Origin of the sequence: Acuticoccus sediminis, from assembly GCF_003258595.1 — a bacterium.
GTDB classification, from domain to species: Bacteria; Pseudomonadota; Alphaproteobacteria; order Rhizobiales; family Amorphaceae; genus Acuticoccus; species Acuticoccus sediminis.
Genome location: NZ_QHHQ01000004.1, coordinates 677,391 through 703,156 on the forward strand (window position 1 = coordinate 677,391; position 25,766 = coordinate 703,156).

A 25,766-nucleotide genomic window follows, 5' to 3' on the forward strand; every position below is an offset into this window, starting at 1 on the left:
GTGACGCCCGTGCCCTTCGGCGCCGGCCCGACGGCACGGTTGCGCCGGCACCTGCAACAACCTAAGCCCTGCAAGCGCCCGGCATGGCGGGCGGATGGAATTCGAAAGGCTGACGATGTCCGAGATGCCCCACGTCGACGTGTCCCGCGATGGCGCGGTCGTGACCGCGACGCTCGTGAACCCGGCGCGGCGCAACGCGATCTCGCTCGGAATGTGGCGCGAGCTTGAGGACTTCGCGGTCTCGGTGAGCGCCGACGCGGACGTGCGGGCGGTGATCTTCCGCGGCGCGGGCGAGGTGTTCTCGGCCGGGGCGGACATCACCGGCTTCGCCGACGACCGCTCGGACGCCGCCAATGCGCGCGTCTACGACGACCAGCTCGAGCTGTCCTGCCGGGCGATCGAGGCGATCCGCCAGCCGACGGTGGCGCGGCTCGAGGGCCCGGTGGTCGGGGCCGGCGCGGCGCTGGCGCTGTCGTGCGACGTGCGGGTGGCGACGGAGGACGCGTTCTTCATGGTCCCGGCGGCCCGTCTCGGCCTCGGGTACGACCCGCGCGGGGTGGCGCGGCTCATCCGGATCTTCGGTGAATCGATGGCGCGGTGGATCATGCTGACGGCCGGCCGCCTGCCGGTTCAGCGCGCCTTCGTGATGGGCGCGGTCCACGAGGTTCTGTCGGACGAGGAGGTGGACGACGCGCTGGAGCGTCTGGTCGCCCGTCTGGCGGAGAATGCGCCGCTCAGCCTGGCGGCGGCGAAGGTGGCGGTCCGCGCAGTGGCGGACGGGGCCGAGCCGACCCTGATGGAGGAGGCGTGGCGCCTCGTCGATGCCGCCGATGCGAGCGACGACTACGTGGAGGGCCGCGCAGCGTTCGCCGAGAAACGGGCCCCTCACTTCGAGGGCCGTTAGTCAGCGACCGGCGCGGCCGTCCCCGTATGCGGCTTTCAGCGGCCGTACCGGCGGTCGGCGATCCGCTTGTTGCGGACGACGACGGCAGCGTTCTCCTCGAGCGGAAGGGACATGCCCCAGTAGATGTCGGCGCGGGTCAGGCCGATGTCCTCGAGGACGTGATGGTCGAGGTTCAGCATCCGCGCGAACGCGGCGCGACGGCGACGGATCGTGTAGGCGTGACGCAGCTTCTGCGCGATCGCCCCGAGGATGGACGTGCCGCGCGAGCGGGCCACGGTCGTGTTGGTCGTCATGGTTGGCCTCCTAACGGCGCAAGAAGCTGCCCGTGGCCAGGCGGGAATCGCCTGTCCAGGGACAGCACTTTTTCGATGGTTCAGAGCAGCGGGTCGGGTCCGCAGGAGAGGACCGGCTGGTGACTTGAACCGTAGATGGGCTCGCTCTCGTTCGTAGTCGAACGAATTGTTTTGATGGGTCCCAACAAAAAAACTGAACGTTCGAAGGGCACTGCCTGCCCGCCTTCTGGGCACCGCCCGCGGACGAGGGCGGGCCGCAGAACCCCCGTCCGGCGGCGGTTCGCTCAGAACCCGGTGGCGATCCTCGAATAGATCTCCTCGGTCATGGCGTAGATATGCGCACCGATGAAGCTCGCGGAGAGGGCCGCGACGACGAGGATGGCGATGATCTTCGGGATGAAGGTCAGCGTCATCTCCTGCACCTGCGTCAGGGCCTGGAGCAGCGAGATGGTGACACCGACGACCATCGCCACCGCCACCACGGGCGATGACGCGATGAGGACGGTGAAGATCGCCTGCTGGACGATGTCGATGGCGTCGACCTCGGTCATGGTCAGCTGATCGTCGCGCCGGCGCCGACGGGCGCGGTGGTGCCGTCCTCGAAGACCACCGTCATGCCGGACGAGGTGACCTGCACCTCGCTCACGACGCCGGACTGCCCCTCCGCCGTCGTCACGGTCCGGCCGATCATCGCGCCGGCGTCGCCGAGGGCCTGCGCGGTCAGCACGGCGTCGAGGCGCTGGTTGGTCATGATGTTCTGCTCGACGTTCGAGAACGTGGCGAGCTGGGCGATGTACTCGGTGTCGTCCATCGGGTTGAGCGGGTCCTGGTGCTGCATCTGCGTCACCAGGAGCTGCAGGAAGGAATCGTAGTCCATCGACGACGCGCTGGTGGGCGTGAAGCCTTCGGTCGCGGTGGTGGTCGTCGTGGCGCCGGGCGGCGGGGTCGCGGGCACCGAGGTGACGGAATACATCGCATCGCTCCTTGGTCGCCGACCGTCGATGGTCGGGTCCGGTGGTGGCGGATCAGTGGGACGGAAGGTTCGCGGCGGCGGCCCGGCGCGGCTCGCCGGCGGTTGCGAGCGCGGCGTCGCCGACCACGCCCTGGCTCCGCGCCGTCGTGGCGTCGGTCAGCGGCTTGGTCGCCTCCGCCAGCGGCTTCGGGCGCTCCGGCGCGGGCGCCAGGACGGTCCCGGCGAGGACGTCTGCCTCCTCCGCGAAGAGGCCGCGCAGGGTCTTCAGGGCATGGAAGGGCCGTTCGGCCATCACCTGCCGCATCGCCTCCTGGATGCCGGCCTTCAGCGCCGGAGAGCGGAAGATCGAGGCGACGTCCGCCGCCATCGCCTCGAAGAGCGTACGGCTCGCGGCCGCGTTGGCCGGATCCATCAGCATCGCCTGCACGGCGAAATAGAGCTGCCGGATCGGCGTCTTGGTGTCGTCCACCTGGAGGACGTGGTTCTCCAGCAGGAAGGTCGCGTCGTTCAGGAGCTCCAGCGTCACCTTGCGATCGACGCGCAGGACCGCCCCGTTGAGGAACAATCGCTCACCCGCGCGCAGCGAGATGTGCATGGGACGGGGGCTCTCGCGCCGGCCCTCGTCGGCCTGCGGGGAGCGTCGAGTGGTCGAGGCGTTCATGTGGCCAGTCCTTCGCGCACGGTTCTGTTGATATCGATGACGGGGGTCCAATCGGACTTGTGGCCTCCAAGGATCGCGTCGGTCTCGCGGATGACCCAAAGGCCGATGGAGATGAGGTTCGCCTTGAGCTCCTCCGAGAGGTCGTTGGCAGGCTGTGACAGATCCTTGATGAGGAAGCCCCAGAGGGTCTGCACGTGGCGGGCGGCGTCTCGCGTGCGGTCGAAGCTGTCGGGCTCGGCGCGGGCCGCTTCCATGAGGGCGATGCCGATATCGAAGGCCTCGCACTCCTGCTCGCGGCCGACGGCGCTGGAGCCCATCGTCACGTCCGCATAGATACTCGCCGTCAAAGCAGGCTCTCCTTTTAGGCGTAGTTGAGGATGGACAGCCGCGAGAGCTGGTTGGTGAGCGCGTAGCTCATCTCGATCTGCGTCGTGATGAGGTCGATGCGCACCTTGGCATCCACCGGGTCGGCCCCTTCGAGGTCGGCGGTCTTCTGGGTGAGGATGTCCCGCGCGAGGCTCATGCGCTCGTTGGCATGGGTGATCGCGTTCTCGGCGAAGCCCAGCATCGACTTGAGGCTGACGACGTCGGTGATCGCCGTGCCCATGATGATGCGCGCCTCGGAGACGATCGTGTTGCGCACCTCCTGATTGAAGGAGGAGAAGTCCATCCCGGCGATCATCGCGAAGGCTTTGGCCATGGTGCGCATGGCGTCCTCGTTGGCGGTCACGGACGACACGATCCGCTCCGACGGCGCGATGCGGCTCACCATCCGGTCGGACGAGGCGCTCGACCAGTTGGTCGTCCAGGCGCCGATATCGAACTCGGCGGCGAACTCGTTGGCGAGGAAGTCCTGCATGTCGGCGACCGTGATCGACGCAGCGGCGGGATCACCGACGGGGAAGCCGAACTTCGCCTGGAACGCCGCCTCGATCGCCGCCTTCGGACCGTCGTCGAAGCGCTCCATCGGGGTGACGTCGCTGCGCTGGCCGCCGAAGAGGTAGGAGCCGCCGTCGGAGGCGTTCAGTCGGTCGGCGAAGCGGTCGAGGTAGGAATCGGCCTGGATCTCCAGCGTGGTGGCGGCGGCGTTGCCGGGCGGCAGCGCGACCATGGACGCCAGCATCTCCGAGGCGATGGTCTCGAGGTCGGCAAGCGCGGTCTGCGTCTGCTCGAGGCGGGCCGTGGCCGAGCCGTTCGCGATCAGCAGCGTCTCCACCAGGCCGAGGTCCATGCGCGTCGACACCGTGCGCCCGGTGTCCGCCCCCAGGGCGAGTCCGACGTCGGCGTGCCGCTGGGTGGCGATCTCGATCGTCCGGTCCGCCAGCTCGGACTGCAGACGGACGATTTCCGAGCGCGGCGCGTTGCGAAGGGCCGCCGTCGACACGTAGTTCGTTTGCATCAGAAGATCCTCAGAAGCTCGTCGAACATTTCGTCGATGAGCGTGATCAGCCGCGACGAGGCGGCGAAGCTGCGCTCGATGGCGAGTTGCTGGGCATACTCGTCATCCAGGTTGATGCCGGTGACCCGGGACAGGGCGTCCGACGCTCCGGTGAGGATGGAGCGCTCGCGCGTCGCGAGGTCGGTCGCCTCGAGGCGGATCTTCTCGATGAAGCCGACCGACTCGGTGGCGAAGTCCTGGATCGTGGTCTCGCCGGAGAGCTGCGCGTCGGCGTCCCACAGGCGCAGGTCCGCAAACGCCTCGCCGATCGCCATCAGCCGGTCCGAGTAGGCCGCGAGGCCGCTCGGGTTGCCGCTCCCGTCGCGCAGGTTCTCCACCGAGCCCCCCTGCAGCGGGTCGACGTCGGCGGCGACCGCGATGGTGCCCGCGTAATCTGGCCCGCCGCTGGTGACGAAGAGGCTGCCGCTCGTGTCGGAGAAGATCTCCTCGAGCGCGCGGGCCATCTCGTCGATCTGCAGGCGGTAGGTCGGTGCCACCTCGTCTCGCACGCGCGACTGGCCGACGATCAGACCGTTCTGCAGCGGCATCGTCGCGTCGGGCCCGGTCACTGGCATGCCGTCGATGAGGACGATGCCGCCCTGGGTGTCGACGGTGTAGACCGGGGTGCGGGTGAACTCGACCGTGCGCGGGGACTGGTCGTAGAGGGTGATGCCGCTGTCGGTGAAGAGAGCCATGTCGCCCCCGTCCCGGCGCAGCACGGTCACGCCCATGTAGATCGACAGCTCCGCGATGATCGCGTCGCGCCGGTCCTCGTCCATCGTCGGGTCCTGGCCGAGCGACATCGCCTTGCGGACGGCGTCGTTGGCGTCGTCGAAGTCCTGCAGCAGGCGGTTGGCCTCGGTGACCGAGTTGGAAAGCTCGCGGTCGGCCTGCTCGCGCAGCAGGTTGAGCTCGCTCGCCGCGCGGTTCAGCGCGTTGGCGAGATTGCGGGCCGCCTCGATGGAGGCCTGGCCGAACAACGGATCGTCCGGCGCGTTGGCGTAGTCGGCGACGGCATGCTCCAGCTTGCCGATCAGCGCGGCGACGGAGGTGTCGTCCTCCGGGTCGCCCACCGTGTCGGCAAGGACCAGCATGTGCTCAAGGACGGCGTCGGCCTCCGCCGTGCGGCTGGTCGCCGTGATCATGCGGGTGAAGAGCGCGATGTCCTCGGCGCGGCGCACGCTGGTGACGTGGACGCCGCCGTCGATGGTGGTGGTGAGCCCGGCGTTCGCCCGCGAGCGGGTCGGGTCGCCGGCCGCCGCGACGTTGCGGCTCGAAAGCGCGATTTGCTGCTGCGCGACGATCAGCGACTGCCGCGCGACGTTGGCTGCAACGTCGAGGCTCATGCCGGGTCCCTTAGCGCTTGAGGTTCATCAGGACTTCGAGAAGCTCGTTGCCCGTCTGGAAGCTCTTGGAGTTGGCGGTGTAGGCGCGCTGGGCGATGATCATGTTGGTCAGCTCGGACGCCAGATCGACGTTCGACTGCTCGACCGCGCCGACCACCAGCGAGCCGTTGCCGGCGTCGTTGGGCAGCCCGATCCGCACGTCACCGGACGAGGGTGTGATGCGGTAGACGTTCCCCGGCAACGGCTCCATCTGGTCCGGCGAGGGGACGTTCGCGAGCGGCAGGCGGTAGAACTCCACCTCCGCCCCGTCCTCGTAGACCGCGTAGACGCGCCCGTCGTTGGAGATCCCGACCGACTGCACCGTCGCCGGCGCATTGCCGTTGATGTAGACCTCCAGCGGCTCGTAGTCGGCGGCGAGCTGGGTGGTGCCGGTGATGTTCAGCTCCAGCCGGTCCTCGGCGTCGGGGAGCGCGAGGGAGAGGATCGCCTGCTCGTCCGGGTTGTTCGGGTCGACCGCCATCGCGCCGGAGGAGTTGCCGTTCTCGTCGATGGTCTCGATCTCCATGATCGAGCCGTTGGTCGGGTCGAAGGTCACGTTGGCCTTGCCGAGCCAGGCCTCGCTGGCCTGGGCGGCACCCAGCGGCGGGTTCGGGATGTCGTAGGGGAAGTCCGTCTCGTAGGCGGTGTTGCGCTTGGACTGGTCGTAGATCACGACCTCCCACTGGGGATCGGTGGGGGCCAGCGGGTCGTAGTCCTGGATCTTGGTCCAGTAGACGTCGAGCGTCTTCTCGCGGCCGAGATCGTCGTAGGCGACGATGGAGCTCTTCACCGTGTAGGCGACGTCGAGGGTTGCGTTGCCGCCGGAGTCGATGCCGTTAGAGCCGGGCGTCGAGATCGTGTTCGGCGCGTTCTGCGGGTCGATCACCTCGGCGCCCGCGTCGAGGTTGGCACGGAAGGTGCCGGTCGTCGACGGCGTCGCGCGCATGTTCATGTAGTCGAGGTTGACCTTCTCGAGGCCGGCCGTGTCGTTCAGCGTGATGACCGGCTCCTCGCCATCGATGGAGGCGAAGCCCATCAGCGCGAAACCGGCGGAATTCACGAGGTCGCCGGACTGCCCGTCGACCACGAAGGAGCCGGCGCGGGTCAGGTAGTGGCCGCCCTTGGAGTCCTCGACGACGAAGAAGCCGGCGCCCTGCACGGCCACGTCGGTCGACGACAGCGTGTAGGTCAGCGCGCCCTGCTTCGTCACCTCGTAGTGGATGTTGGCCGTCACCGCGCCGGACTGGTAGTTCGCCGGCCCGGAATCCAGGATCAGGGACGAGAATTCGGCGTCCGCCCGCTTGTATCCGACTGTATTGGCGTTGGCGATGTTGTCCGCCACGGTGGCCAGGCGGTACGAATGGGCATTCATACCCGACACGCCGGTGCGAAGAATATTGTAGAGGCTCATGGACTTTCCTTTTGTCGGCGCCCGAAGTTGGAACAGGGCGCCTCGCCGATCCGATTAGCGATCGCGGGCCGACATGCCCGTCCACTCGACACGCATTCTGTTTTGCGTGTTCCTGCTTGTGTCAGGCTGATGGCGGGTCGGCCTCGCCGCCGGCGGTGCGGCCGGTGAGAAGCGCGGCAAGCTCGGCGAAAGCGTCCTCGGACGGCTTGTCGGCCGGCATCTGCACCAGGGCCTCGTAGACGTGGGGGACGACCTGCACGGCCTTGTCGAGCTCGGCGTCCGAGCCCGGCTTGTAGCCCCCGAGCAGGCGCAGGTCGCGCGTGTCCTCGAACCGCGAGATGAGCGCGCGCAGGCGCCGCGAAAGCTCCCACTCGTCGTGCCGGAACGCCTTGTCGGCGAGGCGCGAGAGAGAGGCCAGCGGATCCACCGCCGGCAGCCTCCCCTGCTCGGCGATGGCGCGGGAAAGGACGATGTGCCCGTCGAGGGTGCCGCGCGCGGTGTCGGCGACGGGCTCGTCCATGTCGTCGCCGTCGACGAGGACGGCGAAGACGCCGGTGATGGAGCCCAGCAGGCCCGTCCGCCCCGCCCGCTCCACGAGCCGCGCCATGTCGGCGAAGACCGACGGGGGATAGCCGCGCGAGACCGGCGGCTCGCCGGCGGCGAGGGCCACGTCGCGGGCGGCGTGGGCGTAGCGGGTGAGACTGTCCACCACGAGGAGGACGCGCTTGCCCTGCTCGCGGAAATATTCCGCGACCGCCATCGCGGTCATGGGTGCAAGGCGGCGCATCATCGGCGTCTCGTCGCCGGTGGAGACGACGGCGACGGTGCGGTCCCGGTGCTCGGCGAGCGGGCCGTCGAGGGTCTCCATCACCTCGCGCCCGCGCTCGCCGACGAGGGCGGCGACGACGACGTCGAAGGTCGCCGCCGCGCCGATCATGCCGAGGAGGGTCGACTTGCCGACGCCCGATCCGGCGAAGATGCCGACCCGCTGGCCCTCGACGAGCGGGGCGAAGATGTCGAGCACCTTCACCCCCGTCCTGAGGGCGCGGTTGAGGGGCGCGCGCTTCATCGCCTTCGGCGGATCCGCGTCGACACGGCGAACCGGACCGAGGGGGAGCGGCTCCCCGTGGTCGAGGGGCCGGCCGAGGGCGTCGACCACGCGGCCCAGCCACTCGTCGCAGGGGCGCAGCTCGAAGCGGCCCACCAGTGCCGCCCCTGCGCCGATGAATGCCGCGTGCCGCCGCTCGTAGGGCGAGGCCGTGACGCGCTCGCGGTCGATCCGCACCACTTCGGCCAGCGCCGCGCCGTCGTGGTGGTGGATCAGGAGCTGGTCGCCGAGGGCGGCGTGCCGGGAGAGGCCGCGTACGAAGCGGTCGGTGGGATTGGCCTCGCAGACCACGCCGGAGAGACGCACGGCGGGTTCGGTATATCCATCCAGCACGTCGGCGAGGCGCTCAAGCGCTCCCATCGCGGGACCTCCATGGTCGCAAACCTTGCATGAAAGCTGGTTTGCACGCCGAAGGTGGTCCGGGGCTGTCGCGGCGGTTGCCGGCCGCGCCGCCGGCCCCACCGGGGCACGCCCGCGACGTCTCCCGGCCGGTCAGGTGCCGGAACGGTGGTGGATGCGGTGGATGCGCGGCCATCGCGCCGTGCCGGGAGCGCTGGCGTCGGCCCGCGCCCCGACCCGTCGCTCATACCGGCGGGGGACCTCCGGCGACCGGCGAGACGGCCGGCCGCGCAAGGCGCACGCCTTCAGAACGATGACCGGCCGGAGGCGCCATCGATGCGCGCGGGCCTGCCGGCCCTGCCCTCATGTTCGCGACCCGCTCCTCGCGGACGTCCGCCGGCGCGCGTACGGTCAGACCGGCTCGGCGACCGCGGCCTCCTCCAGCACCTCGTCGGCGACGGCCTCCAGCGCGACGCGGACGTCGTGGAAGGCGGCGCCGCCGTGGGGAGCGACAGCGTCCGCGCCGGTCAGCATGTTGATGCCGCGACCGTCGCGGAAGTCCCCGTTGCGGTGAAGCCCCTCGCAGATGAGGGTGCCGCGCACGACCCCGTCGAACACCTTCGCCTTGAGCCGTACCGCGCCGCGGGCGTTGACGAGCCGCACCAGCGAGCCGTCGGCGATGCCCGCCGCCGCGGCGTCCTCGGAGTGGACCATCACCACCGGCTCGCCCTCCTTGGCAAGGGAGCTCGGCGTGTCGTTGAAGGTGGAGTTCAGGAACGAGCGCGCCGGAGCCGTGACGAGGCGGAACGGCTCACGCTCGGTGGCCGCCTCGATGACGTCCCACTGGTCGGGAAAGCGGGGCATCTCGCCGACGGGGCCCATCGGGCCGTTGTTGTTGTGCGGGATCTTCGTCCAGTCCGGGCTGAACCGGAACTTCCCGTCCGGGTAGCCGAACCCGTCGAGGTAGTGGGCGGTCTCGAAGTCCGGATTGAGGTCGACGAAGCCGTCGCGGTCGAGCGCCTCCATGTCGTAGCCGGAGGCCTTCACCATCCACTCGATATGCTCCCGGGCGGTCATCCGGAAGCCGGGGTGCTCGGCGCCGACCCGCCTGGCGATCTCGCACAGCACGACGTGGTTCTCGAGCGCCTCCCCCGGCGCGTCGACGAGCTTGGGGCCGAGCATCAGGTGCGTGTGGCCGCCGCCCTTGTAGATGTCGTCATGCTCGGTGAACATCGTCGCCGGCAGGACGATGTCGGCCATCCGGGCGGTCTCGGTCATCATCTGCTCGTGGACGACCGTGAAGAGGTCCTCGCGCCCGAACCCCTGGCGGACCAGCGCCTGCTCGGGCGCCACCACCATCGGGTTGGTGTTCTGGATGAGCATCGCGCCGACCTTGGGACCGCCCTGCAGGGCCTCGGCGTCGCCGGTGAGGATGCGGCCGATCTGCGACTGGTCGAGCCGGCGCGTGGTGGGGTCCAGCGCGTCGGAGCCTTCGATCATCGACTTGTCGAGCTGATAGAGGGCGCCGTTGATGTGGAACGCGCCGCCGCCCTCGTGCTTCCAGGAGCCGAGCACCGTCGCGATGGAGGTCGCCGCGTGCATCGCCGCCGTGCCGTTGCGCTGGCGGGTGAAGCCGTAGCCGAGGCGGAAGTAGGTCTTCGGCGTGGTGCCGACGAGCCTCGCGAACTCCTCGATCGTCTCGACCGGCAACCCCGTGATGGTGGCCGCCCACTCGGGCGTGCGGGTCGCGAGGTGCGCCTCGAGGCCGGCCGGGTCGTCGGCGTGGCTGGCCATGAACTCGCGGTCCGCGTAGCCGTCGCGGAAGGCGACGTGCATGACGGCGCAGGCGAGCGCGGCGTCGGTGCCCGGCCGCAGCACGAGCCCCATGTCCGCCTGCCTGATGGTGTCGTTGGCGTAGACGTCGATCGCCACGACCTTGGCGCCGCGCGATTTGCGGGCGGCCATGGCGTGGGTCATGACGTTGACCTGGGTCGACACCGCGTTGGTGCCCCAGATGACGATGCAGTCGGAGACGCGCATCTCGCGCGGGTCGGGTCCGGCGAGCCGCCCCGTCGCGGCGACGAACCCGGTGTAGGACATCGCGGTGCAGATCGTGTCGTACTGGCGCGAGTAGCGCTTGGTGTTGCGCAGGCGGTGGAGCCCGTCGCGCTGCACCTGGCCCATCGTGCCGGCGTAGTTGTAGGGCCAGACCGCCTGTGAGCCGTGCTCGGCCTCGACCTTCAGGAATCCCTCGGCGACGCGGTCGAACGCCTCGTCCCAGGTGATCCGCCTGAAGTCCGCCGAGCCCTTGGGACCGACGCGGAGCAGCGGATGCAGCACCCGGTCCTTGTGGTGCGAGCGCTCGGCGTAGCGGGCGACCTTCGCGCAGATGACACCCGCCGTGTAGCTGTTCGCGGCCGAGCCGCGGATGCGGCCGATCCGCCCGTCGGCCACCTCCACCTCGAGTGCGCAGCATGAAGGGCAGTCGTGCGGGCACGTGGAGCGGTGGCGAACGGGCGCATTCATCGGCGGGCCTCCAGATTGGAACGAGACGAACCTTAAGGGAGTCCACCCGGCGTGCAAACGCCGGGCCGTTTCACGTCCCGTTGCAGCCCTTTCACGGAAACCGCGGACCCGGCCGCCGGGGCGCCCTACATCGGGTAGGCGATGGTGACGGTGACCTTGTTGTCGCCGTCCTCGCTGACGACGATCTTGGAGGACTCGAAGGTCGGATCGCCGAGCTGGTCGCCGGAGACGCCCCACGGTTCGAGCGGTGCGTCATCGCCGAGGGCGAAGGTGCCGTCGCCGTTCTCGTCGTGCACCACGGCGACCGCGTATTCGCCCGGCACGACCCCTTCGAGGACGGTCGTCAGGGTATCGGCGTCGGCCGGGACCTCGGCGGAATAGGTCCCCTCGCCGGAGAGGAACTCGTCCTCCGTCTGCAGGGCGACCAGGATGTTGCCGGTTCCCGGCTGGATGCCGTCGACGGTGATCGTCACGTCGGCGGCCATGGCCGCGCAGGGTGCCGCGACGGCTCCGGCCACGACGAGCGCGATCGGAAGAGCTCGCAGTCGGTTCATGATTATCCCCTTTGCCCGCGATGGGCGCCTCAGGAGATAAATGCGCCTTCCTGAAGTTGGGTCCAGCCACTCCATGCCGCAGGCGCGATGCATTTCGGAGGGATGCCGTGCGCCGGCGGGGCGCCGCTTACGGCGCGGCCCCCCTCCGCAGGCGCGGTATCAGTACGCCGCGCCGTCGTTCGCGCCCTTCAGCCCCGCGCCCAGGATCCGGGCGAGCAGGCTGCGCCGCCGGGGGGCCATCGCCGGCGCGGGGGCGCCGGTGCGGGCCTCGGAGAGGTCCGGCCGCACGCACAGCGTCTCCGCCTCGACCAGGGCCCCGGCCGGAAGCAGCACCGCCATCGGCACGCCGGGGATCAGCCACTCTGCGACCAGGCGGACGAGCATCGTCCCGGCGTCGGTCTCGATCTCCTCCCGGTCGCGCAGCGGCACGCCCTCGACGAGCTGGCGGCGGACGGCGGCAGCGGCGCACTGGTACATCTCCTCCGAGCCGCCGGTCAGCGTCGGAGCGACGGCGATCTCGAAGCCGGTCAGCGGCAGCAGCCCCTTCGTCATCATCCCGACGGTGCCGTGAAGCCCGTCGTTCTGGGGATGGTAGGGCGCGTACTGCACCAGGATCTCGTGCGGAACCTCGCCCGAGCCGAACGCGGCGAGCACCGTCTCGACGACGTCGGGCGGCAGGAAGAGATCGTTGGGGAGGCTGTGGATGGCGAGGACGTCGCCGCCCGCCTCGGCGATCGCGGCTGCCAGCGTGAGCCCGACCTTCATGCCGAGGAGAGCCGCGAGCTCGCTGGAATCGCGCGGGGTCACGGTCATCCTGACATGCGACTGGTGCGCGCCCAGTGCGGCGGACGGCTCCCAGACCCGGATCGGGTCGAGCCCGTCGTCGGGGGCCTCGTAGCGCGCGCCGACCTGTTCGAGCCGAACCCTGGTGCCGCCGACGACCATGTCCAGCGCATCGCCGCACACCGCCGACCCGGCGTTGCGGAAGATCAGCTCGCGCGTGACGATCTCGAGAACGGCTGCCCAGTCGAGCGCACGCTCCTCGGACCGAAGGACCGTGAAGTGCTGCAACATGCCGTTCATCGTTCGTCTCCTGGCCTTGTTCATTGAGACGGAGGTTTGCCCGCCCCCGATTACCGCCGGCTCAAATCATTCGGTAAAGGAGGGCTGGGGTTGGCGCGGAAAATTGACACGATCATCCGCCGAACGCGCGGTGATAGTCGACCGTTCCGCCCGGCCCGAGCGCGCCGGGCCGCAATTCCAGCGCCATCAGATGCGGCCCGGCGTAGCGGCAGCCGAACCGCGCGGCGACGTCTGCCCTGAAACCGAAGCGTCCATAATATTGCGGATCGCCGAGGACGAAGACGCCGCCATGGCCCGCCTCGCGGGCGGCCGCGATCGCCGCCTCGACGAGGCGCGCGCCGACGCCGCGCCGTCGGAACGGCCCGGCGACCGCGAGCGGGGCGAGCCCCACGGCGTCCACGCCGCGCATGGGGGAGGTCATGACGTGTCCGACGACCGCGCCGCCCCCGCCCTCGATGGCGACCAAGGCGAGCGCATCCGGACGGAGACGGTCGACGAGCTCGGCCTCGTCCGCGCGGCCGAACGCGGCCGTCACGAGGCGTCGCACGGCTGCGACATCCGCCGCGTCCTCCGGCCGGATCATGACAGGGGACAGCACCTGACGGTTGTCCTCATCCTCTCCCATGGGCTACCCCTCACCGTCCACACCAACCGTTTAGGCCGTTCGTGACCGCCCTGCCCCAATCCATCGACGAGACCGAGGCGCTCCTCGCCGCGGCGGACTACATTGCCGACCGGTCGCTCGCCACCGTCCTGTTCCTGGCGCTGCGCCTGCAACGTCCTCTCTTTCTCGAAGGCGAGGCGGGCGTCGGCAAGACCGAGATCGCGAAGGTCCTCGCCAACGCGCTGGGCCGCAAGCTGATCCGCCTGCAGTGCTACGAGGGCCTCGACCAGGCCGCCGCGCTCTACGAGTGGAACTACGCCGCGCAGATGATCGCGATCCGCCAGGCCGAGGCGACGGACGGCGCCACCGAGGATGTCTTCTCGGAGCGTTTCCTGATCAAGCGCCCGCTGCTCGAGGCGCTGGAGACACCGCTCGAGGGGGCCCCCGTCCTGCTGATCGACGAGCTCGACCGGGCCGACGAGGCGTTCGAGGCCTTCCTCCTGGAAATCCTGTCGGACTTCCAGGTGACGATCCCCGAGCTCGGCACCGTTAAGGCGCGCGAGGCGCCGATCGTCATCATCACCACGAACCGGACGCGCGAGATCCACGACGCGCTGAAGCGCCGCTGCCTCTATCACTGGGTGGACTACCCCTCGCTGGCGCGGGAGCGGGAGATCGTGCGGCGGAAGGTGCCGGGCGCCGGTCAGCGCCTTGCCGACGAGGTGGTGTCATTCGTCCAGCGGCTGCGGTCCGGCGACCTCTTCAAGCCGCCGGGGGTGGCGGAGACGCTCGACTGGGCGCAGGCGCTGGCGGAGCTCGACCAGCTCGTGCTGGAACCGGGCGTCGCGGATGACACGCTGGGCGTCCTCCTGAAATACCAGGACGACATCGCCAAGCTGCGCGGTTCGGAGGTGCAGCGCATCATCGAGGAGCTTCGCACGCAGTCCGCCGGCAGCGCGATCTGAGACCGGCTGCGACCCGCGCGCCGTCCCCCCGGGGCGGCGCCGGCCCGAACGGCCCGGTCGGCTTGCTGCGCGGCGGCCGGCATGACATAATTCCTCGATAACCGAGGACATCTAGGTCAGTGCCGATGTTTCACAATATTCCTCGCGAAGTTGTCGCCATCGCGCTCCTCGCCAGCCTCGTCGGCCAGGTGGCGCTGTTCAAGTATTTCGCCTTCGCGATCACGCTCTGACCCCGGAACGCCTACGCGCGACCTCGCCCGAACGCTCCACGCCCGACGCGACACTCCACGCTCCCTGCCCCTGAACGCACCCACGGCGCCGCCGCTCGCGCGCCCAAGGCACGGCGGATCCCGGAGCCTGTTCCCTGGAGCCAGCCGTCGCTGAAGCCCGACAGGAGACGGGCGGCGGCCGGGTCAAGGGCCGGCGCAGCCGGGCGAAGCGAACCCTTGACGCGGCCGCCGGCCGGCTCAGGGCTTCTTCAGCGTCGGCTGGCTCCGGGGAACAGGCGCCGCGCCACTGTTCCATGGTGAAGCCCGAGCCCCCCGGGCCTTCCCGCAATGCACCGCCGAGGTTCACACCGCCCCTTCGCCTCCTTATGTTCACTGAACGCGCGGCGGTGGCCGCGTCCGGCTCCCGTTCCTCACAAGGTATCCCCGTAGCGCCATCGATGACCCGCGTTCCACGAGTTCCGCGCGCATGACCTCAGCGTCCCTTTCGCCTCGGCCGGTCGACGACACCGTGCCGTCCGGCACCGCCGTGCCGGCGGATCCCTCCGCCGACCCGACGGGGCGTCTCGCCGAGAACATCGCCGTGTTCGCCAGGGTGCTGCGCGATTCCGGCCTTCCGGTCGGGCCGGCGCATGCGGTCGACGCGGTGCGGGCGGTCGAGGCGGCCGGGATCGGCTCGCGCACCGACGTCTACGCCGCGCTGCAGGCGGTGTTCGTCCACAAGCGCGACGAGATCGCGGTGTTCGACGCCGCGTTCGACGCGTTCTTCCGCGGCCGCAACTTGCTCGACAAGATGATGGAGCTGCTCTCGCCGGTCGTCGATGAGCGCAAGAGCCCCGAAAAACCCCGTGCCGGCGCGGCCCGCGTCTCCGAGGCGCTGAAGCCGCCGCAGCGCAACGACCGGCCGATGCCGCCGCAGGAGGTCGAGGTCGACGCGCGCCTCACGTCGTCCGACCGGGAGATCCTGCGCAAGAAGGACTTCGCGCAGATGACCGCCGTCGAGCTCGACGAGGCGCGGCGGGCGCTCACGCGTCTCGCCTTCGACGCGGACCGCGTCGTGACGCGCCGCCGCGTCGCCGCCCCGCGCGGGCGCTTCGACGCGCGGCGCTCGATGCGCTCGGCGATGCGGACCGGCGGGGAGCTCATCACGCCGCGCCTCAGCGCGCGGGCGGTCAAGCCGCCGCCCATCGTCGCGCTGTGCGACATCTCCGGCTCCATGGCCGACTACTCGCGCATCATGCTGCATTTCCTGCACGCGCTGGGCGAGCGGCGGCGCGTCTCGACCTTCCTGTTCGGCACGCGGCTCACCAACGTCACCCGCGCGCTGACGCGGCGCGACCCGGACGAGGCGCTGACCCTGTGCTCGGACCAGGTGGCGGACTGGTCGGGCGGCACGCGGATCGGCGAGGCGCTGGAGCGGTTCAACCGGGACTGGTCGCGGCGCGTCCTGTCCGGCGGGCCCATCGTCCTCCTGGTCACCGACGGTCTGGAGCGCGACGGCGACCTCGACCGGCTGGCGCAGGAGGCGGACCGTCTGCGGCGCTCCTGCCGGCAGCTCGTCTTCCTCAACCCGCTCTTGCGCTACGACGGGTTCGAGCCGCGCGCACAGGGGATCCGCACGCTGCTGCCACACGTCGACGCGATGCGCCCGATCCATTCGGTGGAGAGCGTCGCCGAACTCGCGGCGGTCCTGACGGCGCGCCGCTAGCGCATCGACCGCCCGGTCGAGCGCACCAGGCGCCGGTTCCATCGGACCCCGCGCCCGGCCCTGCCCCACCCCGACGACATCCCGCCGCCGGTCCCGCGCCGGCCGGCCACGAGCCGCCGACGGGAAACGATCCACAGGGTGCATTCCCGCCTGGCAATTCCGATCCGTCCCGCCCGGATCCGCATCATCAAAATGTGACGATGTGTCATGCCCCCTGCCGAGGCACTTGCCCGCGCTTTAAGCGGTGCCGCGGATTGGCGAAAAGCGCGGGGGCTCGCGCGCGATCACGAAGTTGTTCATTTTGTTGCAGAAACTGGGCGGGTTTTACGGACTTGGTAAAGGTCCGCACGTGTGCCAGAAGTCGGCTGGACCGTGTCACCCGAGACACACTGTCGACCAACAAAGGGACTCATATGCGGCTCCGCACGATTGCAACAGCAACATTCGCCGTCACCCTCAGCTCCGCCGGTGCCTACGCTCAAGATGCCTCCGGCAGCTTCGACGCGAAGAGCGCAATTGAAACCTTTTTCGACAACGCTGCCTCCATCGGTGCCACGACCAGCACCTATGGCTCCATCGATACCGAAGGCGACACCGTCACGGTCAGCGACGTCGCGCTGACCTGGACCTGGAACTTCACCACCGACCAGGGCGCGGGGAACGCCGTGAACCTGTCGGTGAAGGTGCCCAGTCTGCAGCTCACCTCGCTGGGCTTCGACGGCACGCTCTACAGCGCGGACCGCATCGCGCTGCCGGAGACAGACGTCTCGCTGACCCTCGACAGCGAGGACGAGGACTTCAGCTACCAGTTCGTCATGAAGGACTACGTCACCGAGAGCCCGTCCTGGGCAGCGGTGCCGGCGCTGCAGGAGAACGCCGCGGCGCCGATCTCCCGCTTCGCGCCGATCATCGACGCGGTCCTCAAGCAGAACCACGCGGGCGCCAGCATCGGCGGCATGACCGGCTCCTTCACGGCCGGCCAGGAGAAGCAGACGTTCGAGTACGGCGCGGCCACCTACGGCAAGCTCGAGAACGGCTACCTCGAGTCCTTCTCCATGGACGGCGCCACGACCACCCAGACGATGGCGCCCGAGACGTCCGACCCGACGCTCGCCGGCATGCCGACCTCGATGACGATCACCTACGGGCCGATGAAGGGCGAGGCGATCGACATGAAGCCGCTGGTCGCCCTCCTGACCGGGACGGGCGCCACCGAGGGGCCGCAGCCGGTCGTCGGCTCGATGAGCTTCGGCGACATGCAGCTCGAAGCGGGCGACATGGCGAGCTTCACCATGGGCGAGACGAAGATCAACGACGTCACCATCGACCCGAGCCGCGGCCCGATCCTCCCTGAGGTGGACTCGATCTACAACGCCGTCCAGAGCGGCGAGGAACCGGAATTCCCGACCCTCATGGGCCTGATCCTCGACGTCTACGGCGCGATGGGGCTCGGCTCCTACACCGTCGACGGCATGGACGTCAGCTTCCCGCAGGGCAGCGCGACGCTGGGCAACTTCTCGCTGGCGAACCTCAGCTCCAGCGGCCTCGGCCTCGTCTCGCTGAGCGGCATGAAGTTCGAGGCGCCGAACGCCCAGGGCGAGCTCGGCAAGGTTGAAGTCGCGGACGTCGTCTTCCCTGAGCGTGACAACTTCATCACCGCGATCATGGCCTCGATGGCCGCGATGGAGCCCGATCCCCAGATCGTGATGAAGGCGATCCCGTACCTCGGCCGCTTCACCATCGGCGGTCTCGACATCGACTCGGACGACGTCGGCAAGATCGCCCTCGGCGTCTTCGAGGCGCGCGCGGCCAACTTCATCGACGCCATCCCGACACAGATCTCCCTTGCGCTGGAAGGGCTGAGCATTCCGGCGATGCTCATCCAGAACCCGATGGCGCAGGGCGTGCTCACCGCCGTGGGCGCCGACCCGGTCCAGGCCGACGGCTCGCTGACGCTCGGCTGGGACGAGAACTCGCAGCAGGTGGCGCTCGACGAGGACTTCCGCATCGCCAGCATCGGCCGCCTGCAGCTCTCCGCCCAGCTGTCGGGCATCCCGCGGTTCGTCTTCGCCGAGCCGCAGCGCATCCAGGAGGCGCTCGTCACCGCCGCGATCGACGGCGTGACGGCCACCTTCGCGGACGAGGGCATCACGGGGTTCGGCATCAACATGATGTCGCAGCAGTCGGGCATGCCGCCGGAGCAGTTCCCGTCCATCGTCGCACAGCAGGCCGAGATGCAGATCAGCGCGATGACCGGCAACGCGGACCTCGCCAACTCGGTCTCCTCCGCCCTTACCACCTACCTCAGCGATCCGCAGTCGATCTCCATCGCCGCGGCCCCGAACAACCCGGTTCCGCTGGCGCAGGTGATGGGCGCGGTCATGACCGCACCGCAGGCCCTGCCCGGCCTGCTGGGCTTCTCGATCATGGCGAACGGCACGTCGCAGTAGACCTCGCCGGAACCAACCTGCGACCGCCGAGTTGAGCGGTCAGGGCGCCGCGTTCACCTTTGGGTGCAACGCGGCGTTTTTGTTCGGACCGGTCGCAGACCGCGCGAGGCCCTCGCCATCCCGCCCCATGGCGGGCGGCACCTCTCGCGCGCCGACCGGCAACTGAGGGGGACGAAGATGGCCGAGCATGGACCGTACAGGGCTGCACCGCAGCGCCCCCAGGTGCACGACGTGATACCGGACGACGCGCCGCACGGCCTCGAGGCCATCCGCGACGCGGTCGCCCACGGCCCCGGCCGGCTCCTCTCGGAGTGGCGCCGGCGCGGCCTTCCGCGCGGCGGCTGGGTCGGCGCGGCCGCGGTCTACGGCGGCGCGGCGCTCCTCGGCGCGTACATCTTCCAGTCCCGCACGCGCAGCAAGGCGGAGACGGAGCGCCCGCCGCTCGGCCGCTTCCTCGACGTCGACGACGCCACTCTCCACTACGTCGACATCGGCTCCGGTCCGCCCGTGGTCCTCATCCACAGCGGCGATGCGACCCTCGAGGACTGGTTCATCTCCGGGATCGCCGGGCGGCTCCTGCCGAACCACCGGCTGATCCTCGTCGATCGGCCCGGCTACGGCTATTCCACCCGTTCGCGCTCGGTGAACTGGGCGCCGGAGCGGCAGGGACGGGCCGTCGCCCAGCTTCTTCACCGCCTCGGCGTGCGCAAGCCGACGCTGGTCGCGCACGGCACCGGCGCGCTGCCCGCCATCGCGATCGCGCTGCAGCACCCGGCCTTCGCCCGCGCGCTGGTCCTGATCGGCCCCGTCGTCTTCCCGAGCGACGGCTCGCGCGGCATCGCGGCGCGGATCCCGGGGCTCCCCGTCGTCGGCCCGCTCGCCAACGCGACGGCGCTGCCTTCGGTGGCGCGGGCGGCCCTCCCGGCGCGGATCGACGCCGCGTTCGAGCCCCAGCCCGTGCCGCCCGGCTTCATGGAGGCTTTCCCGGCCGGCCTGGTGACGCGCCCGCGGCAACTCGAGGCGACGGCGCAGGACAACGCCGGTCTGGACGAGGCCACCGTGCGCTTCTCGCGCCACTACAAGCGCCTCGCCCTCCCCCTCACGATCGTCGCCGGCAGCGGCGACGGCATCGCCGATCCGGACCGTCAGGCGCGCCGTCTCGCCATCACCGCGCCCGGCGCGCGGCTCGTCGTCCTGCCGGCAATGGGGCACATGGTGCACCACACCGCCCCCGACCGCGTCGCCGCCGCGATCATCGACACGGCTGCCGTGAAGGCCGATAGTACCCGCTCCACCCCACGGGGCGCCACGGCGCCGCGTGGCGACCGAACGCCGGGCGATGTCCGGACCGAAGGCGACGAGCGTGCGAACATGACGGCCCCGCCCCGCCCCGAAGCGGCCTCCACCGACGCCGCGCCGGAACCGGCAGCGGCGAGCCGCCCGGACGATGCCGGGCCGCCCGCCCCGAAGACGACGGCGACGCGCCGCGCCGGCACCGCGACCCCCGCCAAGCGCTCCTCGACGGCACGCGCGACCGGCGGCGCCAAGCGTTCCCCCTCCAGCAAGCGGCCGCCCACCAAGCGCGGTTCACCGAAGAAGACCCCTTGATCACACTCATCCTCGCGTGGCTCGCCATCATCAACCTGGCGGGCTTCGTCGTGTTCTGGAGCGACAAGCGTGCGGCCATCGGCGGCCGCCGCCGGGTGCCGGAACGCGCGCTCTACAGCTTCGCCGCCCTCGGCGCGACGCCGGCCATCCTCCTCGGCGCCAGCCTCATCCGCCACAAGACGCGCAAGCAGCCGTTCCGGTCGATCGTCATCACCATCGCGGTGCTGCAGTTCGCCGCGATCGTCTCCTGGTTCACCCTGCAATAGGTTAGCCCCAACCGGCTGAATTCCCGGCCCCTTCCGCGGCGCCCCGTCTCGGCGGCTGTGCCCGGCGCGCCGACCGCGGCCGGGGAGTGCCCGGGTCTTTCCGCCGGCGCTCGAGGGTCGTGGCGACGCCTTGCGCGGCGCACGCGGCTCGGCAACTCTACGTGTGGGTGCCAACTGGCATCGCGCGTGCCTTCACACCGTCGCGGCCCGCGCGGCGCCAATTCACTGTCGCGACCCGCGCGACGCCTCATCACAGTCGCGGCCCGAGCGACGCTGGCGACACATGGAGTTTCGTATGGAGGCCCTTTTCATCGGCCACGCATACATCGACATCACGTTCCTGGCCGATACCCTGCCGACCGGCGACGACAAGACCATCGCCGACGACTACGCCGTCGCCTTCGGCGGCAACGCCACGACGGCGGCCTTCTGCGCGGCCAAGCTGGGGCTGAAGTGCGATCTCCTCTGCCAGCAGGCGGACGACTGGCTGGCGCGCATGTTCCTGGACATGGCCTCGCGCTACAAGGTCTCGGTGCACGGGCGCAAGGTCGCCGAGTCCTCGCTGTCGTTCATCATGCCGAACGACGGCAAGCGCGCCATCGTGCGCTGCCGCGACGCCAACTTCCTGCACCCCTATCCGACCCTCAACCTCGACGGGATCCGCGGCCTCCATATCGACGGGCACATGCACGACGCGGCGCTGCACTACGCCAGGGCGTGCCGGGAGAAGGGCGTCCTCACCTCGCTCGACGGCGGGTCGGCGCGGCCGGGGACGGACGAGCTCCTCAACTATATCGACGTCGCCGCGATCTCGGAGCGGATGTGCGACCAGATGCACCTCAATCCGCTCGCCATGCTCGACTACCTGCGCTCGCACGGGGTGAAGACCGGCGCGGTGACGCTCGGCGAGCGCGGCCTCGTCTACTACGAGAACGGCGGCGAGGCGAAGACCATGCCGGCGCTGCCGGTGCCGCATTCGGCGGTGGTCGACACCTCCGGCGCCGGCGACGTCTTCCACGGCGCCTACTTCTACTCGGCGCTGGAGCGGCCGGGCCTCAGCTGGGCCGACCACTTCGATTTCGGCCGCGCCGCCTCGGCCTTCGCCGTCCAGCACCTCGGCAACGAGGAGTCGCTGCCGAGTCTCGCCGACATCGACGCGATGCGCACCGCCTTCCCCGTCGCCGCCTGAGGCCTACGGGTCCACGCGCTGCGGGCCCGTGGACCTGCCCCAGTGCCCTGCCGCCGGCGCTACGACGTCGCCTCGCGGCGCCAGTGCAGCCCCTCGCGCTTGTATTGCGGCGCGTGGGTGAAGGCGCGGGCCGGCGCGACGAAGCTGTGGCACCACTTCACCGGCATCACCGCCGCCACGGGCTCGCCCCGGTGCTGGCCGAGATAGTCCTCCACCGCGCGCGCCACGATCGCCGGACCGGTGAGCTTCAAGAGATTCGACTTCACGAACGAGCCGTCCGCCTCGCGCTTCGCGGTGGCAAGGTTCTCGCCGATCCGCTGCAGGATGGCCGCGAACGCCGGGTGGTTCGGCGGAGACGACAGGAACCAGTTGGCGACGTTCTGGCGCGTCTCGCTCACCCACTGCGCGAACAGCGGCACCGTCGGCGGCGCGTAGGGAATCGGGCGCACCAGCGTCATGTCCGCGTCCACGTAGGTTCCGCCGTGGTGGTAGAGTTCAAGGACGCGGAAGATGTCGGCCTGCATCGACGGGTGGAACGCGTCGTCGAAGTGCTTCAGCCAGACCGGATCGGCCATCGCCGCGATCCGCGCCCGTGCGCCCTCGAGATCGTAGACGACGTGCTCGTAGCCCGTCTTCCGGCAGATCAGCTCCACCTGGTCGAAGAGACGGCGGATCTCGTCCGGCGGCGACCTGTCCCAGAACTGCACGACGCGGCGCGGCGTCTCCGACCCGGCGGCGAAGTGCGCCGCCCAGTCGAGGCGGGTGATGTCAGGCAGCCCCTTCGCGTCGAGCGCGGCGAGGCCCATCGTGTACTGGCGCGCGGCGTCGGTGTTGGCCCAGCGCGAGGCCGGGCTCTCCGCCCTGCCGGCGCCCTTCCGCTTGCGCTTCTTGCCCTTGCCGCGCGGCCCGCCCTCCGCGTCCCGCCCGGATCTCGCGCCGCCGGCCGGTGTGTCGCCCGCCGAGGCCCGCCCGGCCTCGCCGCGCTCGGCCGCGGCCCGCTTGGGCCCGGCACGTTTGGCCCCGGCGCGCCTCGCGTTGGGACGGTTGGCCTTGCGGCGCTTGGCGCCGGCACGTCCGGCGTCGTCGGACCCGGCCTCCGCGGCACCGCCGTCAGGATTGTCCGTCGCCGCCGCCTCGCCTTTCGGCCGGTGCCAGGTCCTGGGTTCTTCGGCGCGTTCGTCGCGCGTGGCGGGCCACGGCTCAGCTGCCGCCCGGCCCGTCGCCGGGGTCGGGGCTCCGGCCCCTTCCGCCGACGGGCGATCCGCACCGCGGTCCCGCCGGCCCCATTTGAAGATACTCACATGTCGCCTCGTGACGCCGCCCGAGCGGTCGCTCAGGTGCGCGGACGTTAGCCGGAGCGCGCCTAAAACTCCATCACCCCTTCCGACGGGGGGTGGCCCCCGGAGGGCCCATACCGCTCGCCATCGACGGCCGGGCGCCGGCCCGCCGCGCAGCCGGCACCGGCCGCCGGTGCGCGTGCGGCTCGTCGCTGCCCGGCGGTGCCTGCGGCGCAGGGGTGATTTCACCAATCGGCAAACCGCGCTACGTCTCGACGCCGGCCCGACCGCGGGCCGATTCCAGGCGCGACAACCCAACCCGTGGAGGCCCCATGTACTACGAGTCCGAGCTGCCGAGCGCGCTCAAGTTCGACCCCTTCAAGGCCATCGTCGCCCCGCGGCCCATCGGCTGGATCGGCACCCTCAACGCGGACGGCGTCCCCAACCTCGGCCCCTACTCGTTCTTCAACGCGATCTCGACCCGGCCCAACCTCGTCGCCTTCTCCAGCGAGGGCTACAAGCACTCCACCGCCAACGCCCAGAACTGGCGCGAATTCACCTTCAGCCTCGTCACCCACACCCTGCGGCATCAGATGAACGCGACCTCCGCGCACCTGGAGGACGGCGCCAACGAGTTCGAGGTCGCCGGCCTCGAGATGGGCCAGTCGCGGATCGTGAAGGCGCCGTTCGTGAAGGCGAGCCCGGCGGCCTTCGAGTGCAAGGTGGTGGACAGCTTCGAGCTGAAGGGGGTCGACGGCGAATCGGCCGGCAGCTTCCTCACCATCGGCCAGGTGGTCGCGGTGCACATCGACGACGCCTACATCGTCGACGGCCGGTTCGACGCCGAGCGCGCCCAGAGCATCGCCCGCTGCGGCTACCGCAACTACGCGACCGCCTCGACCCTGTGGGAGCTGGAGCGGCCCGACGGTCCCGTCGTCCCGGTCTGACGTCCGCGAGGGCCCGGCGGCATCCTGCGATCACCGCAAGGTTGCCGGGCCCTAACCCCTGGGTGCAGACCCGTTATGCAATCGCGTGACCGGCGCTCGACACTCTGGTCGCCGACGCCATATCGCTCTAGAACGACGAAAAGGCCGCGGCGCGACAAGTCGCCACGACCGCGTCGACCCGCCCGTACCCGCCTCCCCATCGGCCCGCACGGACGACCCCGCCGGACCACTCCGGTGACTGTCGCGCGGAGATCAACCCCGTGCGCATCCGAGTTCTGCCGACTGCACAGCGAGCAAGGCCCACCGCCTGCGGCCGACGGCGTTTACAAACGATGTTTCGACCCGCGATGCCTTGATCGCGATCAACCGAGGTGCAGGTCCACCGCGCCTGCGCCCGCCAGGACGTACCCTTCGTGCTTCGCCCCAATGTCACCGCGCTCATCATCGCCTCGGCCCTGTTCATGGAGAACCTCGACTCCACGATCATCTCGACGGCCCTCCCGACGATCTCGGCAGACATCGGCTCCGACCCCATCCGCCTGAAGCTCGCCCTCACCGCCTACCTCCTCAGCCTCGCCACCTTCATCCCGATCTCGGGGTGGGCGGCGGACCGGTTCGGCGCGCGCCTCGTCTTCCGCTGCGCCATCGCGATCTTCGTCGTCGGCTCGGTGATGTGCTCGGCGTCCAGCTCGCTGGCCGAATTCGTGGTCGCGCGCATCGTCCAGGGCGCGGGGGGCGCGATGATGACGCCGGTCGGCCGCCTCGTCCTCCTGCGCGCGACGGAGAAGTCGAAGCTCCTCGACGCGATGGCCTGGTTCACGACGCCCGCCCTCCTCGGCCCGATGATGGGCCCGCCGGTGGGCGGCTTCATCGCAACCTACTTCGACTGGCGCTGGATCTTCTGGATCAACGTCCCCGTCGGCATCATCGGCATCACCCTCGTCACCCTCTTCATCGAGGAGGTGCGGGCCGAGGAGCGGCCGCCGCTCGACGTCGTCGGCTTCGTCCTGTCCGGCGTCGGCCTCTCGGGCCTCGTCTTCGGTCTCTCGGTGCTCGGCCAGGGGATGCTGCCGCTGCCGATCGCGCTCGGCATGGTGGCGGTCGGGCTCGTCTCGGGCGGGCTCTATCTCTGGCACGCGCGGCGCGTCGTGCACCCGCTGCTCGATCTCGACCTCTTCCGCACGCCGACCTTCTTCACCGCCACGGTGGGCGGATCGCTGTTCCGCATCGGCGTCGGCTCGATCCCGTTCCTGCTGCCGCTGACGCTGCAGCTCGGGCTCGGCATGACGGCGTTCGCGTCGGGTAGCCTGGTCTTCCTCAGCGCCGCGGGTGCGCTCCTCATGAAGATGAGCGCCAAGCCGATCGTCGCGCGGTTCGGCTTCCGCACCACGCTGATCGTCAACGGCGTCATCGCCTCCGGGTGCATCGCGGCGATGGCGAGCTTCGTCAGCCAGCCGGGGCCCATCGCCATGGCGTCGATCCTGCTGGTCGGCGGCTTCTTCCGCTCGCTGCAGTTCACCTGCATCAACGCCCTCGCCTACGCCGACGTCTCCTCGCAGCGCATGAGCCGGGCGACCAGCCTGTCGAGCGTCGCGCAGCAGGTGTCGCTGGCGCTCGGCGTCGCGGTCGGCGCGTTCGTGGTGGAGATCCAGCGCGCCTCGCGCGGCGGGCACGAGATCCTCGCGAGCGACTTCGTGCCGGCCTTCCTGACCGTGGCGGCGATCGCCGTCTCGGGTCTCGTCCTCTACCTGCACCTGCCGCGCGACGCGGGCGCCGAGGTCAGCGGCGCGACCGTCCGGGCCACGCGCACCCCGGTCGCCAGCGCCTGACGCACGGCGGCGGGCCCTGCC

At 70.2% G+C, this 25,766-nt stretch carries 23 protein-coding genes; 9 read left to right on the forward strand and 14 right to left on the reverse strand.

Going from position 1 to position 25,766, the window contains the following annotated elements:
* Positions 1-94 precede the first annotated feature (94 nt).
* Positions 95-904 carry an enoyl-CoA hydratase/isomerase family protein gene (locus DLJ53_RS21185; protein WP_202913267.1) on the forward strand — a complete coding sequence of 270 codons (810 nt, stop codon included), beginning with the start codon at positions 95-97 and terminating at the stop codon, positions 902-904.
* Between the two features lie 35 nt (positions 905-939).
* Here DLJ53_RS21185 and DLJ53_RS21190 read toward each other — a convergent pair whose 3' ends face one another.
* The 13 genes from DLJ53_RS21190 to DLJ53_RS21250 all read right to left on the reverse strand — a co-directional run bounded on the left by DLJ53_RS21190 (position 940) and on the right by DLJ53_RS21250 (position 13,300).
* Positions 940-1,197, reverse strand: coding sequence for a YjiS-like domain-containing protein (locus tag DLJ53_RS21190; protein WP_111348892.1), 258 nt, complete (start codon positions 1,195-1,197; stop codon positions 940-942).
* Positions 1,198-1,481: 284 nt separating this feature from the next.
* Positions 1,482-1,748, reverse strand: coding sequence for a flagellar biosynthesis protein FliQ (gene fliQ, locus DLJ53_RS21195; RefSeq protein WP_111348894.1), 267 nt, complete (start codon positions 1,746-1,748; stop codon positions 1,482-1,484).
* A 2-nt stretch (positions 1,749-1,750) separates the two neighbouring features.
* Positions 1,751-2,170: a flagellar hook assembly protein FlgD gene (gene flgD, locus DLJ53_RS21200; protein ID WP_111348896.1), complete on the reverse strand. Its 420-nt coding sequence runs from the start codon at positions 2,168-2,170 to the stop codon at positions 1,751-1,753.
* Between the two features lie 52 nt (positions 2,171-2,222).
* On the reverse strand, positions 2,223-2,831 hold the full coding sequence (gene flbT / locus DLJ53_RS21205; protein ID WP_202913268.1) for a flagellar biosynthesis repressor FlbT: 609 nt from the start codon (positions 2,829-2,831) through the stop codon (positions 2,223-2,225).
* The gene (gene flaF, locus DLJ53_RS21210; protein ID WP_111348900.1) at positions 2,828-3,178 is read right to left on the reverse strand and encodes a flagellar biosynthesis regulator FlaF; all 351 of its coding nucleotides are present in this window, start codon (positions 3,176-3,178) and stop codon (positions 2,828-2,830) included. Before flaF ends, flbT begins: the two co-directional genes overlap by 4 nt.
* Positions 3,179-3,192: 14 nt before the next feature.
* The gene (locus DLJ53_RS21215) at positions 3,193-4,230 is read right to left on the reverse strand and encodes a flagellar hook-associated family protein (RefSeq protein WP_111348902.1); all 1,038 of its coding nucleotides are present in this window, start codon (positions 4,228-4,230) and stop codon (positions 3,193-3,195) included.
* Positions 4,230-5,615, reverse strand: coding sequence for a flagellar hook-associated protein FlgK (gene flgK, locus DLJ53_RS21220; RefSeq protein ID WP_111348904.1), 1,386 nt, complete (start codon positions 5,613-5,615; stop codon positions 4,230-4,232). Before flgK ends, DLJ53_RS21215 begins: the two co-directional genes overlap by 1 nt.
* 10 nt (positions 5,616-5,625) lie before the next feature.
* Entirely contained in the window at positions 5,626-7,065 is a 1,440-nt protein-coding gene (locus DLJ53_RS21225) for a flagellar hook protein FlgE (RefSeq protein ID WP_111348906.1), read from the reverse strand.
* 121 nt (positions 7,066-7,186) lie between these two features.
* Positions 7,187-8,533, reverse strand: coding sequence for a FliI/YscN family ATPase (locus DLJ53_RS21230; RefSeq protein WP_111348908.1), 1,347 nt, complete (start codon positions 8,531-8,533; stop codon positions 7,187-7,189).
* A gap of 390 nt (positions 8,534-8,923) precedes the next feature.
* Positions 8,924-11,038, reverse strand: a complete 2,115-nt coding sequence (locus tag DLJ53_RS21235; RefSeq protein WP_111348910.1) for a molybdopterin-dependent oxidoreductase — start codon at positions 11,036-11,038, stop codon at positions 8,924-8,926.
* 125 nt (positions 11,039-11,163) lie between these two features.
* Positions 11,164-11,592 carry a DUF2141 domain-containing protein gene (locus DLJ53_RS21240; RefSeq protein ID WP_162409443.1) on the reverse strand — a complete coding sequence of 143 codons (429 nt, stop codon included), beginning with the start codon at positions 11,590-11,592 and terminating at the stop codon, positions 11,164-11,166.
* A 159-nt stretch (positions 11,593-11,751) separates the two neighbouring features.
* Positions 11,752-12,675 (reverse strand): hypothetical protein, encoded by a 924-nt coding sequence (locus tag DLJ53_RS21245; RefSeq protein WP_111348914.1) that lies wholly within the window; start codon positions 12,673-12,675, stop codon positions 11,752-11,754.
* A 112-nt stretch (positions 12,676-12,787) separates the two neighbouring features.
* Positions 12,788-13,300, reverse strand: coding sequence for a GNAT family N-acetyltransferase (locus tag DLJ53_RS21250; RefSeq protein ID WP_111348916.1), 513 nt, complete (start codon positions 13,298-13,300; stop codon positions 12,788-12,790).
* A gap of 41 nt (positions 13,301-13,341) precedes the next feature.
* On the opposite strand from DLJ53_RS21250, the gene DLJ53_RS21255 reads away from it, so the two are divergent.
* The 6 genes from DLJ53_RS21255 to DLJ53_RS21280 all read left to right on the forward strand — a co-directional run bounded on the left by DLJ53_RS21255 (position 13,342) and on the right by DLJ53_RS21280 (position 21,692).
* Positions 13,342-14,244, forward strand: coding sequence for an AAA family ATPase (locus tag DLJ53_RS21255; protein ID WP_111348918.1), 903 nt, complete (start codon positions 13,342-13,344; stop codon positions 14,242-14,244).
* A 696-nt stretch (positions 14,245-14,940) separates the two neighbouring features.
* A complete protein-coding gene (locus tag DLJ53_RS21260) occupies positions 14,941-16,179 on the forward strand; it encodes a vWA domain-containing protein (RefSeq protein ID WP_111348920.1) in 1,239 nt (412 codons plus the stop codon).
* A 413-nt stretch (positions 16,180-16,592) separates the two neighbouring features.
* On the forward strand, positions 16,593-18,629 hold the full coding sequence (locus DLJ53_RS21265) for a hypothetical protein (protein ID WP_111348922.1): 2,037 nt from the start codon (positions 16,593-16,595) through the stop codon (positions 18,627-18,629).
* Between the two features lie 177 nt (positions 18,630-18,806).
* A complete protein-coding gene (locus tag DLJ53_RS21270; RefSeq protein ID WP_111348924.1) occupies positions 18,807-20,237 on the forward strand; it encodes an alpha/beta fold hydrolase in 1,431 nt (476 codons plus the stop codon).
* Entirely contained in the window at positions 20,234-20,503 is a 270-nt protein-coding gene (locus DLJ53_RS21275) for a DUF1294 domain-containing protein (RefSeq protein ID WP_111348926.1), read from the forward strand. Before DLJ53_RS21270 ends, DLJ53_RS21275 begins: the two co-directional genes overlap by 4 nt.
* Positions 20,504-20,798: 295 nt before the next feature.
* Positions 20,799-21,692, forward strand: coding sequence for a sugar kinase (locus tag DLJ53_RS21280; RefSeq protein ID WP_111348928.1), 894 nt, complete (start codon positions 20,799-20,801; stop codon positions 21,690-21,692).
* Positions 21,693-21,751: 59 nt separating this feature from the next.
* Here DLJ53_RS21280 and DLJ53_RS21285 read toward each other — a convergent pair whose 3' ends face one another.
* Complete coding sequence (locus DLJ53_RS21285; protein ID WP_111348930.1) at positions 21,752-22,993, reverse strand: glycosyltransferase family 32 protein; 1,242 nt, start codon at positions 22,991-22,993, stop codon at positions 21,752-21,754.
* Between the two features lie 308 nt (positions 22,994-23,301).
* Between DLJ53_RS21285 and DLJ53_RS21290 the strand changes: the two genes are divergently transcribed.
* On the forward strand, positions 23,302-23,916 hold the full coding sequence (locus tag DLJ53_RS21290) for a flavin reductase family protein (RefSeq protein WP_111348932.1): 615 nt from the start codon (positions 23,302-23,304) through the stop codon (positions 23,914-23,916).
* A 413-nt stretch (positions 23,917-24,329) separates the two neighbouring features.
* Complete coding sequence (locus tag DLJ53_RS21295; RefSeq protein ID WP_244935119.1) at positions 24,330-25,745, forward strand: MFS transporter; 1,416 nt, start codon at positions 24,330-24,332, stop codon at positions 25,743-25,745.
* Positions 25,746-25,766 lie beyond the last annotated feature (21 nt).